This is a genomic window from Streptomyces sp. NPDC040622 (assembly GCF_055593965.1).
Genome location: NZ_JBVIXD010000005.1, coordinates 426186 through 442896 on the forward strand (window position 1 = coordinate 426186; position 16711 = coordinate 442896).

At 70.9% G+C, this 16711-nt stretch carries 14 protein-coding genes; 5 read left to right on the plus strand and 9 right to left on the minus strand.

Annotated elements, in window-relative coordinates:
- Window positions 1-151: 151 nt before the first annotated feature.
- A complete protein-coding gene (locus ACZ592_RS16600) occupies window positions 152-3199 on the plus strand; it encodes an AfsR/SARP family transcriptional regulator (protein ID WP_471582253.1) in 3048 nt (1015 codons plus the stop codon).
- 398 nt (window positions 3200-3597) lie between these two features.
- On the opposite strand, the gene msrB is transcribed toward ACZ592_RS16600, so the two are convergent.
- From msrB to ACZ592_RS16620, 4 genes are all read right to left on the minus strand, one after another.
- The gene (msrB, locus tag ACZ592_RS16605; RefSeq protein ID WP_471582254.1) at window positions 3598-4005 is read right to left on the minus strand and encodes a peptide-methionine (R)-S-oxide reductase MsrB; all 408 of its coding nucleotides are present in this window, start codon (window positions 4003-4005) and stop codon (window positions 3598-3600) included.
- 13 nt (window positions 4006-4018) lie between these two features.
- A complete protein-coding gene (gene murC, locus ACZ592_RS16610; RefSeq protein WP_471582255.1) occupies window positions 4019-5422 on the minus strand; it encodes a UDP-N-acetylmuramate--L-alanine ligase in 1404 nt (467 codons plus the stop codon).
- A gap of 147 nt (window positions 5423-5569) precedes the next feature.
- Window positions 5570-6052: an indole-3-glycerol phosphate synthase gene (locus ACZ592_RS16615; RefSeq protein WP_471582256.1), complete on the minus strand. Its 483-nt coding sequence runs from the start codon at window positions 6050-6052 to the stop codon at window positions 5570-5572.
- A 132-nt stretch (window positions 6053-6184) separates the two neighbouring features.
- The gene (locus ACZ592_RS16620) at window positions 6185-7033 is read right to left on the minus strand and encodes a pyrimidine reductase family protein (protein ID WP_471582257.1); all 849 of its coding nucleotides are present in this window, start codon (window positions 7031-7033) and stop codon (window positions 6185-6187) included.
- 36 nt (window positions 7034-7069) lie between these two features.
- Between ACZ592_RS16620 and zapE the strand changes: the two genes are divergently transcribed.
- The 3 genes from zapE (at window position 7070) to ACZ592_RS16635 (ending at window position 10733) form a co-directional block, all read left to right on the plus strand.
- A complete protein-coding gene (zapE, locus tag ACZ592_RS16625) occupies window positions 7070-8164 on the plus strand; it encodes a cell division protein ZapE (RefSeq protein ID WP_471582258.1) in 1095 nt (364 codons plus the stop codon).
- 148 nt (window positions 8165-8312) lie between these two features.
- Window positions 8313-9674: a PhoX family protein gene (locus tag ACZ592_RS16630; RefSeq protein ID WP_471582259.1), complete on the plus strand. Its 1362-nt coding sequence runs from the start codon at window positions 8313-8315 to the stop codon at window positions 9672-9674.
- Window positions 9675-9902: 228 nt separating this feature from the next.
- Window positions 9903-10733 carry a PPK2 family polyphosphate kinase gene (locus ACZ592_RS16635; protein WP_471582469.1) on the plus strand — a complete coding sequence of 277 codons (831 nt, stop codon included), beginning with the start codon at window positions 9903-9905 and terminating at the stop codon, window positions 10731-10733.
- Window positions 10734-10942: 209 nt separating this feature from the next.
- On the opposite strand, the gene sph is transcribed toward ACZ592_RS16635, so the two are convergent.
- Window positions 10943-11923: a sphingomyelin phosphodiesterase gene (gene sph, locus ACZ592_RS16640; protein WP_471582260.1), complete on the minus strand. Its 981-nt coding sequence runs from the start codon at window positions 11921-11923 to the stop codon at window positions 10943-10945.
- 365 nt (window positions 11924-12288) lie between these two features.
- On the opposite strand from sph, the gene ACZ592_RS16645 reads away from it, so the two are divergent.
- Window positions 12289-13035 carry a class I SAM-dependent methyltransferase gene (locus tag ACZ592_RS16645; protein ID WP_471582261.1) on the plus strand — a complete coding sequence of 249 codons (747 nt, stop codon included), beginning with the start codon at window positions 12289-12291 and terminating at the stop codon, window positions 13033-13035.
- 7 nt (window positions 13036-13042) lie between these two features.
- Here ACZ592_RS16645 and ACZ592_RS16650 read toward each other — a convergent pair whose 3' ends face one another.
- From ACZ592_RS16650 to ACZ592_RS16665, 4 genes are all read right to left on the minus strand, one after another.
- Window positions 13043-14095, minus strand: coding sequence for a cytochrome P450 (locus ACZ592_RS16650; RefSeq protein ID WP_471582262.1), 1053 nt, complete (start codon window positions 14093-14095; stop codon window positions 13043-13045).
- A gap of 134 nt (window positions 14096-14229) precedes the next feature.
- Window positions 14230-14352 (minus strand): tryptorubin family RiPP precursor, encoded by a 123-nt coding sequence (locus tag ACZ592_RS16655; RefSeq protein ID WP_471582263.1) that lies wholly within the window; start codon window positions 14350-14352, stop codon window positions 14230-14232.
- Window positions 14353-14649: 297 nt separating this feature from the next.
- Window positions 14650-15228, minus strand: coding sequence for a TetR/AcrR family transcriptional regulator (locus ACZ592_RS16660; RefSeq protein ID WP_471582264.1), 579 nt, complete (start codon window positions 15226-15228; stop codon window positions 14650-14652).
- A 29-nt stretch (window positions 15229-15257) separates the two neighbouring features.
- Window positions 15258-16463 carry a Cmx/CmrA family chloramphenicol efflux MFS transporter gene (locus ACZ592_RS16665; protein ID WP_471582265.1) on the minus strand — a complete coding sequence of 402 codons (1206 nt, stop codon included), beginning with the start codon at window positions 16461-16463 and terminating at the stop codon, window positions 15258-15260.
- Between the last annotated feature and the right edge of the window lie 248 nt (window positions 16464-16711).

Consider the following 16711-nt stretch of genomic DNA (forward strand, 5'->3'; position numbering starts at 1 on the left):
CAGACCGAACGTCGCACCGATCTGAACATTCACATCAGAACAAGCCAATAAGACGAACCAACTTGCGTTGCTATTTGAACGATATTGACCTCATGCGATTCTTTGACGCCTATTCGGAACACAGGCCGACCGACGACGGACGGGGGCACTGGTGGAGATCGACATTCGTGTCCTGGGAACCGTCGCGCTGGAATGCGACGGGCGTGTCGATCTCCTCGGTTCCACGAAAGAACGCCTGGTCCTTGCCGCACTGGCCCTGGACGCAGGCCGCCCGGTCTCGCTGGACACCCTGGTGCACCGGCTGTGGGAGGACTCCCCACCGGCCAAGCCGCGCGCAGGGCTGCACACCTATGCCGCCCGCATCCGCCGGCGTCTCCGGGCCGCGGGCAGCAGCGGAATGCTCGTGCAGCGAGCCCACACCTACCTGCTCGACATCAGCCCGGAGCGAGTGGACTGCCACCGCTTCGAGCAACTCGCCCTCCGCGCACGGGCGCTCGCCGACGGAACGGACGACGTCGCGGCTCTGGACCTGTTGCGGGAGGCGGCCGGCCTGTGGCGCGGCGAGCCGCTCGCCGGGCTGAGCGGCGTATGGGCGGAGAACGTCCGCTCAGCCCTCTCCCTGAAGCAGTTGGCCGCCCACGTGACACGGTTCGGAGTCGAACTCCGCCGCGGTCGATTCGCCGAACTGGTGCCGGAGGTGGCCGCCCTCCTCGACCGGCACCCCGGTGACGAGACTCTGGCAGCACAGCTCATGACCGCGACGTACGGCTGCGGTCGGCAGGCCGACGCCCTGCACGTGTACGAGTCGGTCCGCGGTCACCTGCGTGAGCACCTCGGTACCGATCCCGGCGAGACCCTCACCCACCTGCACCGCCTCGTCCTGAAAGGAGCCCCTCTGAGCGAGCTGCTTCCCCGCAGGGAGCCGCAGGCCCCCACCCCGCACACCCTGCCCCGGCACGCGGAACTCGTCGGGCGCCGGGAGGAGCTGGCGGCCATCCTGCAGGCGGCGAGGCGCCCTGCCAGCACCGTCATCGCACTGCAGACCATCTCGGGCATGGCCGGCGTCGGAAAGACGCTGCTGGCCCTGCACGCCGCACGAACCCTGGAATCACTCTTCCCCGACGGTCAGCTCCACCTGGACCTGCGCGCGCACTCACCCGGCCAGGCACCCCTCACGGCCAAGGCCGCTCTCACGACGCTGCTGCGGATGCTGGGCATCCCCTCAGCAGACGTGCCCGATGAACTCGACGACCTCGTCGGTCTGTGGCGCACGTTGCTCAGCCGCCGACGCGCCGTCATCGTCTTGGACGACGTGACCGATCCAGACCATCTCCGTCCGCTCCTGCCCGGCCCGTCCCCGTCACTGATGATCGTCACCAGCCGCCGTCGGCTTTCCGGACTGCCGGGCGTACAACCGGTCCTGCTCGACGTGCTCCCGCAGGAGGACGCCGTCGCACTGTTCCGGAATCTGGCCGGCGAGCACCGCACCACACGCGTCCATGAGGTCAGGGCCATCGTTCAGCTCTGCGGCTACCTCCCGCTCGCTGTGGAGATCACTGCGAGACGCCTGGCCTCCCGCACCTCGTGGACAACCGGGCATCTGCTGCATCGCCTCACTCACGGACACGGGAGGCTGCGGGAGATCAGGGACGGAACCGAGGAGATAGCCCGGGCATTCGAGGTCTCGTACGACGCACTCAGCAGCGACCGAAGATCCATATTCCGTTTTCTCGGGCTCCACCTAGGCCAGCATTACGACGCATTCACGACGGCCGCCCTCGCGGATCTTCCGCTCGACCGCACGGAACGTGCCCTCGAAGGCCTCCTGGATGCCCACCTCATTCAGGAACCCAGCCCCGAGCGGTACACCACTCATGATCTGCTCGGCGAATATTCGCGCATGTTGGCGGCATCCGAACTGACGCCCGCAGAGCGGGATCAGGCGGTTCGCCGACTGATCGATTTCTATGTACAGGCGTCGGACGCGGCGGACCGGCTCATCGCCCCGCGCCGCCCCCGCAGAAGCTCCCCCAGGCGTGATTCCGGATACCGGATACCAGCATGGAACAGCCCTGCCGACGCGCGGCGCTGGCTCACGGCGGAGTGTTCCGGTCTCATCGCGGCGGAGCGCGACTGTCGGGTGCACGACCGACCGCACGAAGCGGCACTGCTCGCCGGCTCACTGGCGGGCTTCCTCCACGAGGAGAGACACTCGGGTGACGCACCGAGCATGCATCTGGCCGCCGCGGAGTACTGGCGGACCGCCGACGAGCCGGAGGCCGAGGTGTACGCGCTGATCAACAGGGGAGCCGCCCTGTCACGCAGCGGACACCACGACGGGGCCCTCGCCGCGCTCGGACAGGCACTGCGGACGGCACGGACAGTCGACCACACCGCGGTGGCCGAGGTGTTGCACGCGCGAGGCGTACTGCGATGGAACCTCGGCCGCCTTCCGCAGGCCCTCGCAGATCAACAGGAATCGCTGGTACTGCGCTCTCGCTCCGGGGACCCATGGAGCATGGCGCGCTCGGAAAACAACCTGGGCATCACGCATCTCTATCTGGGAAACTTCAAGGCCGCCCACGAGCATTTCAATTCCGCTCTCCAGCGATTCCGTTCCGTCGGCGACACACACGAAGAGGCACACGTACTGAACAACATCTCGGATCTCTTTCTGCACACAGGGGACAGAGAATCCGCACGGAATCCTTTGCAGGAAGCACGAGAGATACTCGCAACCTCGGGAACCACCGCCGAACACGCCATGGCGCAAGTAAATCTGGCCAACACCATGGACGCACTTTCAGAACTCGGCGAAATGCTCGAGGTGTATCGGGATTCTCTTGCCTCTTTCCGCCGCCTCGGGGATCGACGCAACGCCTCGATCACGCTGCACGGAATGGGCAGCGCCCTGAGCTCGGCAGCCCGCTTCCACGAGGCCGCCGAACATCACACGCGTGCGCTGGAACTGGCCAGGAGCATCGGCGCGACCCACGAAGAGGCGCTGGCCCTGCACGGGTTGGGGGCGGCCGAGCACCGGCTCGGCCGGCCGGCCGCCGCTGCCCGGCATCTCGCGGCGGCGGTGGCCGCCGCCGACAGCGCGGGAGCGGCCGACGAAGCGGCGCGGGCGCGAGCGACTCTCGCCGGTATCGAATCGGAATCCCAGGCTCCACAACCGAACGCGGGACGCTCCGCTTGAGGATCGGCGCTCCATCAGATCGGGCGCTCGGAAATTTCCGGACGGAGAACTCGGCGAATCGGTTGCGCCCAGGATTACCAGTGGGACAGGATCCCGGCGGGGCGACACAAAGCCGCCCCTCCGTCCACTCAGCAACAAGGAGCACGCTAGTAAATGGCACGAAAGCACAACGCGGGAGACCAGAAGACCGTCTCGCCGCTCCTTATGGTCACCCTTGCTGCCACCGCCATGGGCGCACTCATATGTATGCCATCGTCGTTCGGCTCGGCTGCGGAGACCATAGCCTCTAAGGGCACCTATCGGGCCGCAACTCCCCACTCCGGAGCATTACGCGCCTGACGTATTTCGGCACGGCGACGGCGACCCCGCCGCCGTGCCCACAGGGAGGAAGGGCTGCCTCAGCCCTCGTCCGCCGCCAACCGCAGCGAGATGCTGTTGATGCAGTACCGCTGGTCGGTCGGGGTGGCGTACCCCTCGCCCTCGAACACGTGGCCGAGGTGTGAGCCGCAGCGGGCGCAGCGCACCTCCGTGCGCACCATGCCGTGCGAGGTGTCCTCGATCAGCTCGACCGCGTCCGTGTCCTTCGGGTCGAAGAAGCTCGGCCAGCCGCAGTGCGACTCGAACTTCTCGCCGGAGGTGAAGAGCTCGGCGCCGCACGCGCGGCAGGAGTAGACACCCTTGGTCTTGGTGTCCGTGTACTCACCCACGAAGGCCGGTTCCGTGCCGGCTTGGCGCAGGACCTGGTACTCCGCGGGGGTCAGTTCCGCGCGCCACTGCTCGTCCGGCTTCTCGACGTCGTACGACATGGGTGAGATCCCCTTACTTCGACAGGTGGGCCAAGATCTGCGGGCCGAGGTCCGTGACGTCGCCCGCTCCCATGGTGAGAACGAGATCACCGGGCTTCGCCATTCCCGCGATGGTCCGCACGGCCTGCGCCTTGTCCTGCGCGGCCGTCACCTCGGCGCCCGCCTCGCGGGCCGCGTCGATGATCAGGGCGCTGGTGATGCCGGGGATCGGGTCCTCGCGGGCCGGATAGATGTCCAGGACCACGGAGGAGTCGGCGAGGGCGAGGGCCTGGCCCATCTCCTTGCCCAGCTCCTGGGTGCGCGAGAAGAGGTGGGGCTGGAAGAGGACGAGGATGCGGGAGTCGCCCGCTGCGGAGCGCATCGCCTCCAGGTCGGCCGTCATCTCGGTGGGGTGGTGCGCGTAGGAGTCGATGACCTGGGCGCCCGCGGCCTCGCCCTTGAGCTGCAGGCGGCGCTTGACGCCGGTGTACGACTTCAGGGCCGCGGCCAGCTGCCGGGACGGAATGCCGAGCGCGACGCCCGCCGCGAGAGCCGCGACCGCGTTGTTCGCGTAGTGGCGGCCGGGGACCGACACCGTGAAGGTGAGCAGCTTGCCGTCGAGCATCACGGTGACCTCGCTGGTCAGGCCGCGCGCGGTGATCTTGTGGATGCGCAGGTCGGCGCCCTCGGACTCGCCGTACGTGACGACCTTCAGGCTGGACACCTCGCGCAGGCGCCGGGTCAGCTCGACCGCGCCCGCCTGGTCCGCCGAGATGACCAGGGTGCCGCCGGGGACGACCTTGCCCGCGAAGATCTCGAACGACTCGTAGATCTCGTCCATCGACGCGTAGTTGGCATGGTGGTCGAGCTCCACGTTCAGGACGATGGCGACCTCGGGCGCGTACTTGTGGAAGCTGCGGTCGCTCTCGTCGGCCTCGGCGACGAAGATGTCGCCGGCGCCGTGCAGCGCGTTCGTGCCGGGCGCGTCCAGGTCGCCGCCGATCGCGTACGACGGGTCGAGGCCGAGGGTGGAGAGGGTGACGGCGAGCATCGACGTCGTCGTGGTCTTGCCGTGCGTACCCGCGACGGCGATCGGGCGCAGGCCCTCCATCAGGCCGGCCAGGGCGTCCGACCGGTGCACGACGGGGATGCCGAGCTCGGTGGCGCGGGCCAGCTCGGGGTTGTCCGCGCGGATCGCGGAGGAGACGACGACGCAGGTCGCGTCGGAGGCGAGGTGGGCCGCGTCGTGCCCGATGTGGACCGTGACGCCGAGCGCGCGCAGCGCCTCGGCGGTGGCGGACTCCCGGGCGTCGCTGCCCGCGACCTTGGCCCCGCGCTGCGCGAGGATCTTCGCGATGCCCGACATTCCGGCGCCGCCGATGCCGATGAAGTGCGGGCGGTCCATGTCGGCCATGGACTGGGGCAGGCCGGGTGCCATGCGTGTGTCTCCCCTGGTGTGACGACGGGTGCCACGTCGTCCGTACGACGTGCGAGCAGGCCCCAGCCTATTGCCTTCGCCCGGCCGGCCCGCGCCCGGCGGGCGGGCGCGGGGCCGTACCGCGCGCCCGCCCGCCGGGCGGAGCGTCTACTCCTCGTCCGCCACGCTGTGCGAGAAGAGCTTGAGGACCGGCACCCCCACCTTGTGGCGCGCCCGTGAGGCCCAGTCCCGGTGGAAGAACTCCTCCACGTAGTGCGGGTCGGTCAGGACGATCACCTCGTCGGCGTCGGCCTCCTCGACCAGGGTCTTGAGTGCGTCGAGCGGATGGTCCTCGATGAGCCGCCCCTGTGCCTCGCAGCCCGCCACGTGCAGCGCTCTCAGCGATACCTGCAGCGCCTGCTCGCCGGGGCCGGTCGCGTCCTGCCCCTCGGGGGTCTCTCCCTCGCGCGCCGCCTCGTCCAGTTCGCCCAGGGCGACGTCGTCGATGGCACGCAGCAGCCGGTCCGCCTGATCGCCCCTGGGCTGGAGCAGTACGTGGAAGGCCACGGGCTCGTCCCCGTGCAAGGTGGTGACGAACTCCACGTCGGCGGACGTCAGGGCCTTCTCGATCATCAATACGCTTGTGAACACGCCAGGCGCCCTTCTCATCCGTGGGCCGTGCTGAGGCCCTTGCGGAAACCATCCTGCCCCGTGGCCGCACGGGGTCTGCGAGATCTAGTGTGCCCAGCCGAAGCCAAACGGAACGGCTGATTCCGCCGATTGTCAGGTACGACGGTAGCGGGTGAAGAGGAACCCGGCCTCCTCCAGTACGGATGCCAGTACGAATCGTTCCGGGACCGCGAGCGCGGGCCCCCCGGTGATCCGCTGCGCGTCGCCCGCGGTGAGCATCGGCGACACCGTCAGACAGAGCTCGTCCAGCGCTCCGGCGGCCACGAACTGGCCGAGCAGCCGGGGCCCGCCCTCCGTGAGCAGCCGGGTCAGCCCCCGCTCGGCCAGGGCGGGCGCCACCCGCTCCGGCTCCACGGTCGCGCCCTCGCCCGCGAGGACCACGACGGCGCCCGCCTTCCGCGCCGCGGCGATCCGGTCGGCGGGCGCGGCGGCCCCCGTCACCAGGAGCGTCGGCGTCACCGGCGAGGCGAAAAGCGGAACCGAGAAATCCAGGTCGAGACTCGCACTGACCACGGCGACGGCGGGCGCCGACGGCTGACCGGCCGCATCCCTGCGCCGCGCGAAGGCATCCTGCGGGCGCGCCGGGCGGTACCCCTCCTTGCGGACCGTCTCGGCGCCCACGACGACGGCGTCGGCCAGGCCCCGCAGGGTGCCGAAGATCCGCATGTCGGTGGCGCCGGAGATCGGCTGGGTGCGGCCCTCGTGGTGGGCCGCGCCGTCGAGGGTGGACACCATGTTGGCGCGCAGCCAGGTCGCCTCCCCCGCCGGGTAGGCGTAGGCCTCGGCGAGCTCGTCGAGGCCCCACTCCCGGCCGGCCGTCCCATCCGCCCGGTGGTCCCCCCGGTCAGGTGTCCGGTCGTCCGTCCGGTCAGATGTCCGGTCCTCCGTGCGGGTGGCCTTCCGATCGGCTGTCTGGTCGGTCACAGGGAACAGGCGTCGCATATCCGCAGTCTTGCACGCCCCTTAAGCTGGGGAACCGTGTCGCCCTCCACCACCACCCCCGGTCCCGGCCCCATAGCCGAAACGGCCCCCCTTTCCCTGTGCGCCCGCGAGCCCCACGTCCCCGCCGACCGTCTGGTCGCCGAGATGGTGCCGCCGCCGCGCTTCGACTCGGTCCGCTTCGACACGTACATCCCGGACCCGAATCAGCCGAGCCAGACCGAGGCCGTCCGCGTCCTGAGCGGCTTCGCGGCAGGGCTCGGCGGCGCGCACGCCTCCGGGGCCGGCAAGAAGCGCTGGTTCGCGCGGTCCAAGCCCGCGGCCCCGGCGGGGCCGCGCGGGATCTACCTCGACGGCGGGTACGGCGTCGGCAAGACCCACCTGCTGGCCTCCCTCTGGCACGCGACCCCGGCCGCGCCCGAGCAGAAGGCGTTCGGCACCTTCGTCGAGCTCACCAACCTGGTCGGCGCGCTCGGCTTCCAGCAGACGGTGCAGACCCTCGGCGGCCACCGGCTGCTCTGCATCGACGAGTTCGAGCTGGACGACCCGGGCGACACCGTCCTGGTCTCCTCGCTGCTCGCCAAGCTCGTCGAGAAGGGCGTGGCGCTCGCCGCGACCTCGAACACGCTGCCGGGCAAGCTCGGTGAGGGCCGGTTCGCCGCGACAGACTTCATGCGCGAGATCCAGGGCCTGTCCGCCCACTTCAAGGCGTTGCGGATCGACGGCGACGACTACCGCCACCGCGGTCTGCCCGAGGCGCCGGCCCCGTACTCCCAGGAGCAGGTCACCAAGGCGGCGTACGCGACCGCGGGCGCCTCGCTCGACGACTTCCCGCACCTCCTCGGCCACCTCGCCAAGGTCCACCCCAGCCGGTACGGCGCGCTGACCGACCAGCTCGCCGCCGTCTGCCTCACCGACGTGACGCCGGTGCCGGACCAGTCGACCGCTCTGCGCCTTGTGGTGCTCGCCGACCGGCTGTACGACCGAGAGGTACCAGTGCTCGCCGCCGGCGTGCCCTTCGACCGGCTCTTCAGTGAGGACATGCTGAACGGCGGGTACCGGAAGAAGTACTTCCGGGCCATCTCGCGGCTCACGGCGCTCGCGCGGGACGCCAAGGGGCTCGTGGGCGAGTAGGGCCGGCCGGGGAGGAGCGGCGGCCCCGCTGCGGCGGGGACGCGGGACGGCACGCGAAACGGAAGCTACGCGCGTGGTTCCCGTGCACCAAGGCGCGTGGTACACACATCCGGTCACATTCCTGTCCGCCAGCAGGAGGTTGCCCATCATGACTGCCACACGACGTCAGGTTCTTGCCCGTACCGGTGCCCTGGGCGCCGGAATCGCCTTCACCGGCGCGCTGTCGGAACTCTTCGCGGGCACCGCCGCCGCGCACGGGAAGGCCGGTTACGGCCCCCTCGTCCCCGACCCCCAGGGCCTGCTCGACCTGCCCAAGGGGTTCCGCTACAAGGTCCTCTCGCGTGAGGGCGACGACCTGCGGTCGGGCGAGGGCAAGGTGCCCAGCAACCACGACGGCATGGCCGCCTTCCGGGGCCGGAACGGCGGCGTCCACCTCGTGCGCAACCACGAGAACCGCGTCACCGGCAAGATCGGCGTGCCGACCGTGAAGGGCCTCACGTACGACCCGGGGGGCAAGGGCGGCTGTACGGCGCTCTCGCTCGACCGGAGAAACAACGTCCTGGGCGAGCGCGTCGCGATCGCCGGGACCGCCGTCAACTGCGCGGGCGGGCCCACGCCTTGGGGCACCTGGCTCACCTGCGAGGAGACCGAGGACAAGGCCGGCACGAACGGCTACACCAAGGACCACGGCTTCATCTTCGAGGTCGACCCGGTGGATCCGCGCCGCACCGGAGCGGTGCCGCTGACCGCGATGGGCCGCTTCCAGCACGAGGCGATCGCCGTCGACCCCTGGCGCGGTGTCGTCTACGAGACCGAGGACGCCTTCGAGAAGCCGTTCGGCCTCTTCTACCGCTTCCTGCCCAAGAAGCCCGAGGGCGGCCGCGGGTCGCTGCGCGCGGGCGGCAGGCTGCAGGCCATGCGGGTGCCCGGCGTGCCCGACCTGTCCTCCGTCCAGGAGACGGGCACGTCCTTCGACGGCATCGAGTGGGTCGACGTACCGGACCCGCTGGCCGCGCAGACCCCCATCCGTCACCAGGACTTCGGCAAGAAGGGCATCACGCACGCGCAGAAGCTGGAGGGCTGCTACTGGGGCGGCTCGTCCGTCTACTTCGTGTCGTCCTTCGCCCACAGCGCGGAGGGCTCGGCGGGCGACCACTTCGGCCAGATCTGGCGGTACGAACCGTCCAGGCGCCGCCTCACCCTCGTGATCGTGTTCGGCCCGAGCACCGACATCCAGCTGCCCGGCGAGTCCCCCGACAACATCTGCCTCGCGCCCAGCGGCGGCCTGATGGTGTGCGAGGACGGCGGCGGCGCCCAGCACGTGTACGGCCTGACCCGGGGCGGCGAGGTGTACGCGATGGCGCGCGGCCGGCAGAACATCGGCACCCCCGAGGAGCCCGAGTGGGGCGAGTTCGCGGGTGTCACCTTCTCGCCGGACCACGACACGATGTACGTGAACTGCTACACGCCCGGCACGACGTTCGCGGTGACGGGGCCCTGGCACAAGTAGCGCCCCCTCGGCCCTGGTCGCACGATCGGGGGAGACGACCGGAAGGGGTGCGCGGTGGCGAAGTCCGAGAAGGGCACGAAGAAGCGGGAAAAGGCCGGCAAGGACGGCAAGGGCAGCACGAAGCACGCCAAGAAGTCCGGCGCCACGTCCGGCCCGAAGAACGGCCCGAAGAACGGCCCGAAGCCCGACGCCAAGGCCGGGAAGAAGGCTCCCGCCTCCCTTCGTGAGCTGCTGCGCGTCCCCGAGGGCGAGCGCGTCGACCTGGCCTCGTACCCGGCCGACGCGACGCCCGCGGGCCCCGCAGGCAAGCGCGCGGGGCTCGCGGACACCGCCCGGATGGGCGAACGCCTCGCCGACCTCCAGGAACGCCTGTACGCCGCGAGCACGGCGGGCGACCGCCGCCGCGTCCTGCTGGTCCTGCAGGGCATGGACACCAGCGGCAAGGGCGGCACGGTCAAGCACGTCATCGGCCTCTTCAATCCGTCGGGCTGCCGCATCAAGGCCTTCAAGGCACCCACCGCGGAGGAGCAGAACCACCCCTTCCTCTGGCGCATCATGAAGGCGCTCCCGCAGCCCGGCGAGATCGGCATCTTCGACCGCTCGCACTACGAGGACGTGCTCATCGCCCGCGTCCGCGAGCTGGTCCCGCGCAGCCAACTCGGCCGCCGCTACGGCCAGATCAACCGCTTCGAGAAGTCCCTGGCCGACGACGGCGTCACCGTGGTCAAGTGCTTCCTCCACATCTCCTACGACCAACAGCGCCGCCGCCTGCTCGAACGCCTCGACAACCCCGACAAGCACTGGAAGTTCAACCCCGGCGACATCGACGAGCGCGCGCTGTGGGCCGCCTACCAGGAGGCGTACGAGATCGCCCTGGAACGCTGCTCGACGACGGCGGCCCCCTGGTACGTGATCCCCGCCGACCGCAAGTGGTACCGCAACTGGGCCATCAGCAGGCTCCTCCTGGACCACCTGGAGGACCTGGACCCGCACTACCCGAAGGCGTCCTTCGACGTCGAGGAGAACCGCCGACGACTTCAGGAGACGGTGAACCTCTGAGGCAGGCGCCCCGCGTCCCACAGCGCGTCGAGCCGTCGGAAGAGCCCATCGAGTCCCTTCGCCCGCTCCGCCCGCTCCTCGTCGGTCATCTCGCCGAGCGGATCGGTGAAGCCGAAGGTCCCGAGGTCAGGTCCGCTCGGCCTGCTCCTCGTAGCACGTCGGCCCGTCCACCAGGCGCTCCGCCTGGTGGACGTCGAACTCGCGCATGCTCACCCGCCGGTCACCGGATAGTGGTCCGACAGGTTCGTGTACGTATACTTCTTGCCCCAGCTCGACACCGTCCAGGGGGCGCTCTGTTCCTTGATCACGTCGTTGTGCCACGTGGCGGGGCGCGCGTGGCCCTTGCGGTGGAGGATGTGATCGAGGTCCTCGCGCGGGTCGTCGGGGTAGCGCTCGGAGGCGATCGAGTTGTCCCGGGTGTCGAAGGAGTACGGGTGGCCCGTTCGGCTGTCGGCGGGGGCGAGGCCGCCGTCGGTGAGCATCGAGGCGTACTCGGCGCTGTGCGAGTCGACGTTGAAGTCGCCCGCGACGATGACCTGTTCGTCCGCCGGGATGTTCTTGGCGTCCAGGAACGCGTCCATCTCCTTGAACTGCCGCGCGCGCGTCGAGGCCGCCTCGCCGCTGCCGCAGCCGGGGTCGGTGGACTGGGTGTGCGTGCCGACGACGTGCGTCCTGGCGCCGTTCACGTCGAGGACGGCGTAGACGAAGCCCTTGTTGGAGTAGGAGTCGGAGCCGCACGCGTCCTTGTAGACGTACTGCTCCTTGCGCACGATCGGCCACTTGCTCAGGACCGTCACGCCGCCGTCCTCCGGCGTCACAGCCGAGTACGCGCCGCCGGTGGCGTCCCAGCCGCTCTTGCCGCGGCCCAGCACGGGCGTCTGGTGCGGATAGCGGTCCGCGGCCCGCGCCGCCAGCGCGTCGGACGCGGAGTTGTCGAACGCCTCCTGGAGCACGACGACGTCCTGGCCCCGGAAGAAGTCCGCGGCCGGTATCGCCGTGGCGCGGTGGTCCTGGCCCCAGTTGGGGTAGAGCGTCTTGCTGAACAGGAAGGTGTTGTACGTGAGCACCTTGAGCGAGGGAGGAGCGGCGGCGTCGGCGGTCGCGGAGGGGGCGACGGCGGCGAGCGTGGCGGCGGCGAGCACCGAGGTGACCGCGGCGGCGTGGGTCCTGCGCAGCGCTGAGTGCGGCACGGAGACTCCTGGTGGTGGAGGAGGGTGGGGGGCGGGACCGCTGTTCCGACCGGTGCGGGAGCGGCCCTTGTTCGGACGCTCGGACATCAAACCAGCCGCGATTACTTCTGGGGATACTTCCGGTGAACACGCGTTCCGGCCCCGCCCGCAAAGTCACGTCGGCGGGACGCCGGACGGCCCCTTGACGGCGTTCCCCGACGCGCGGGCGCCTCTGCGAGGAGGGGGTGGACGGCAGGGTCCGGCGCCCCGGCGAGCCGCCGCCAGGAGCCCGCAGACGGCTTCCCGGGGATACCCGGAGAACGCCTCTGAGCTGGGCTTTCGCAGGTCCCCCAGCCTACAATTCCCCCCTGGGGAAAGGGGACTTGATGGATCGCGACATCCGCACGGTCGACGACGTACTGCGGCTCCTGGACGGACTGTTCGCTCCGGAGGCCGACCGCTGGAGCGCCGACGGGGCCTCCTGGTGGGACGGCTTCTACAGCGACCGCACCAGGCCCGTGCCGTTCTTCGCGGCCAAGCCGGACGAGAACCTCGTCTCGTACGCCGACCGGGGCATCGTCACACCGGGCCGCGCCCTCGACCTCGGCTGCGGCCCGGGCCGCAACGCCCTCCACCTCGCCGCCCTCGGCCACGAGGTGGACGCCGTCGACCTGTCACCGGCCGCCCTCGACTGGGCCGCGGAGCGCGCCCGCGAGGCGGGGGCCGACGTACGGTTCCACCTCGGCGACGCCTTCGCGCTCACGGAGACCGCCCTGGCGGGCCCCTACGACCTGATCTACGACTCGGGCTGCTTCCACCACCTGCCGCCGCACCGCCGCGTCAGCTACCTGGCGCTCCTGGACCGGTGCCTGGCGCCCGGCGGCCACTACGCGCTGACCTGCTTCGCGGCCGGCGAGGCGGGCATGGGGTCCGAGCTGCCCGACGCGGACTTCTACCGCCAGGCACGGCTGCACGGCGGCCTCGCCTACACCGCGGACGCGCTGCGCCGGATCTTCGCCGACCTGACGGAGGTCGAGGTGCGCCGCATGCGCGAGGAGCCGCCCGCGTCGGAGCTCTTCGGCGAGCCCTTCCTCTGGACGGCCCTGTTCCGTCGCGACGCGGCGGCCGGCTGAGGCCCGGTCAGCGCGGCTGCCGCACGAGCCGCACCTTGTCGACGCCGAGCAGCCCCGCGAGCGGCACCTTCGCGGTGGTCTGACGCGGGTCGACCGTCGCCCCGTCGGCGCGCAGGATGTCGAGGAGCATCCCGGCGAGCGGCATCACCATGTGCCGCCCCCAGCAGCGTTCGGAGGCGTGGCCGAAGGGGAGGTAGCCGGGGTGGTCGTCGGGGTCGAGGTCGGCCCAGCGTCCGGGGCGGAAGTCGTCGGGGTCGTCCCAGAGTCCGGGGTCGCGGTGGCTGAGCAGCGGCAGGATCAGGATGTCGTCGGCCGTGCCGATGCGGTCGTCGAGGGCGCAGTACTCGGGGGACGCGTTGCGCAGGAGGTTCCAGGAGGGCGGCAACAGCCGCATCGCCTCGTACAGGATGTGCTCGTTGGGGGTGTCCTCGTCGAACGGCGCCCCGAGCCAGTACGCGTTGGCGACGAGCGTGGAGATGGTGAAGCAGACCGGGGCGGCGGCCCGCCGGTACAGGCCCATGGCGTAGCGGCGGTCGCCGTAGGTCGCGGCCTTCGCGGTCAGGCCCGCGATGCTGGTGACGGGGGCGCCGGGGCGGGGCCTGCCGGGCAGGGCTGCGCCGGCGGCGATGACCGTCCAGGTGAGCTTGGGGGTCAGCTCCAGGGTGCGGTCCATGAGGATGCGCAGCCGGTACGGGTCGGCGCCGAGGATGAGGTCGCGCAGGTACACGTGGCCGACGTGGGGCCACTCCCCCGAGAGGTCGACGTCTCCCGGCACGGGCTTCTTGAGGGCCGCCCGTACGTCGCGGCCGATGGCCTGCATGACGGTGGACGCCTCGGTGCGCGGGATGGAACGGCCCTGCAGCGGCTTGAAGGTGGGGCGTTCGCGGTCGGTGGCCAGACGCGCGGCGAGGATCTGGTCGGTCAGGGCGGGCCCGGCGACGCCGACGGTGTCGTCGTCCAGGCGGAACAGGTCCTGGCCGCGGTGGTCGCGCAGCAGGGCGTCGAGGCGCGGCGTGAAGACGGTCGTCCGCGCGAGCCGGTCGGTACCGGATATGGACATCGGGGATCTCCCAGAGCGGGAGGCCCGTGCCCGGCGGGCCCGTGGGGGCACACCGGACGCGGGCCTCGACGGCGCGTTACGTCCCTAAGGGATGTGCATCCGCGCGGGATGCGCGCGGTGCCTGGCCGGCCGGTCTAGTACCAGATGTACCAGGCGTAGGACTTGAGGCTCTTCTCGCCGGTGATCTTCTTCTTGAGGGAACGGACAGCCTTCATGGGGATACCTCCGTCACTTCCGTGGAGTCCGCGCCGGACCATGTGTCGGTCCGGGCCGGACGGGGACCTGCGGAGCGTCTCTGTGTCCAATCAACACCTGATAAACGAGCAGGTGATACGCCATGCCGGGCATATCCGGAGACAGCCGGGGCCGATCCGCGACAGCGCGCGTGAGCGGAACGTCGGCGTGTGGGGCGCGGCTGCTCCCGGGGGCGCCTCGGCCCATCCTGGAAGAGGGCTCCGAGCAGCTGTCCGTTCCGCTCGCGGCGGGGCGGGCGGGGCGGCGGCCGCGGCGAGCGGCACGGAAGAGGAATCCGGCGTCGGCGGGGCGCCGGCGGCTCACAGGTCGGCGAGTGCCCCGTCCACCGTGGCGAGCAGGACCGCGCGGTCGTCCTGTACGCGGCTGAGGACGCGCAGGCCGTAGTACGTGCTCTGCACCCGGCGGGCCACGGTCCGCGCGTCACCCGTGGAGCGGACCTCGCCCGCGCGGCGGCCCTCCTCCACGACCGTGCACAGCTCGTTCTCGACCCGGTCGAAGCTGTGCCGCACGGCGTCCCTGACCTCGGGGTCGAGTCCGGCGAGCTCGACGGCCGCGTTGATCGCGAAGCAGCCGCGTGTGCCCGTCGCGTCGAGGTCGGCGTCCACGGCGTGGATCATCATGGCGCGCAGCCGTTCCTTCGCCGGGCCCGCGCCCCGCAGGATGGCGACCTGCTCGGCGGTGGCGGTGTCGTAGTAGCGCCGCAGGGCCCGGAGGTAGAGCTGCCGTTTGCCGCCGAAGGTGTTGTAGAGGCTGGAGGGGCCAAGACCCGTGCTGTCGCACAGGTCCCGCGTGGAGGTGCCTTCGTACCCGTGGCGCCAGAACGTCTCCATGGCCGCGGTGACGACACGGTCCTCGTCGAACTCTCGTGGTCTGGCCATGCGTCCACAGTAAAGGTTTTGGAACTGTCTTACAAAACCTGCTCGACGGCTCCGGCCACCTCGATGCCGATCAGCGGCGGCCGGTCCCGCTCGACCCGCCGCAGCCGCGCGGCCCACAGCACGCCCAGCGCCCCCACGGCGGCCAGCGCGGCACCGGCCCAGGCCACCGAGGCATAGCCGTACCCGGCGTCGACGGCGAGGCCGCCGAGCAGCGGGGCGACGGTGTTGCCGACGTTGAACGCGGCCGTGTTGACCGCGCCGACCAGCGTCGGGGCGCCCGGCGCGAGGGTGAACACCCGTGACTGCAGGGCGGGGTTGGTGACGTATCCGGCGAGGCCGAGCAGGAAGACCAGGACGATCACCACGGCGGTCACGTGCGCCGCGAGCGCGAGCAGTGCGGAGAAGAGGGCCAGCGCGCCGAGCCCCAGGCCGAGCGTGCCGAGGGGCCGCGTCTGGCCGGTGCGGCCGCCGATCGCGATGCCCGCCATCCCGCCGACACCGAACAGGGCGAGAACCGCGGGCACCCACCCTTCGGGGACCCCGCTCACGTCGGTGAGCAGGGCGGCCAGATAGCTGAAGGTGACGATGACCGCGCCGAAGGCGAAGGCGGTGACGGCGTACGAGAGCCAGAGCTGCGGCCGGGCCATGGCGCGCAGTTCGGCCTTGACGGAGGGCCGCTCACCCGCGCCCCGGCCGCCGGGGACGACGAGCAGCGTGCAGACCAGGCTGACCGCGGTGGCGGCGGCCACCGCCCAGAACGCGGCGCGCCAGCCGGAGTGCTGGCTCAGCAGCGTGCCCGCGGGGACGCCGACGACGGTGGCGAGGGTCAGACCGCCGGCCACCACCGCGACCGCCCGCGCCTTGGCGTCCGCGGGGACGAGCGCCACCGCGGTGGCCACGGCGACGCCCCAGTACCCGGCGTACGCGAGGGCGCTGACGACGCGGGTGACGAACAGGGCCGCGTAGCCGGGCGCGAGGGCGCCGACCACGTGGGCCACGACGAAGGCCGCCTGGAGCGACACGAGCGCCGTGCGGCGCGGCCAGCCCAGGGTGGCGACGGCGAGCAGCGGCGCGCCGACGACCATGCCGATCGCGAAGGCCGAGATGAGCAGCCCGGCGTCGGGGACGGACACCCCGAGGTCGTCGGCCATGCCCGGCAGCAGGCCGGACAGCATGAACTCCGATGTTCCCTGGGTGAAGATGCCGAGCCCGACTATGTACACCGCAAGCGGCATGGAAGCGGTCCTCCCGATGGCGACGTACGGCCGTCCCGTTTCTTTTGGAGCGACCGCTTCAGAACTGACGGGTGAGGACGCTAGCACGTTTTGGAGCACTCGATTCAGAACGGGTGGGTGCGACGGCCGGGACCGGCTCGCGCCATGCTTCGACGAGCAAGAAGCGCAGACACCAGCCCGCAGCCAGCAGCTGGCAACCCGCAACCCGCAACCCGCAACCCGCAACCCGCAACCAGAAAGGCACCATC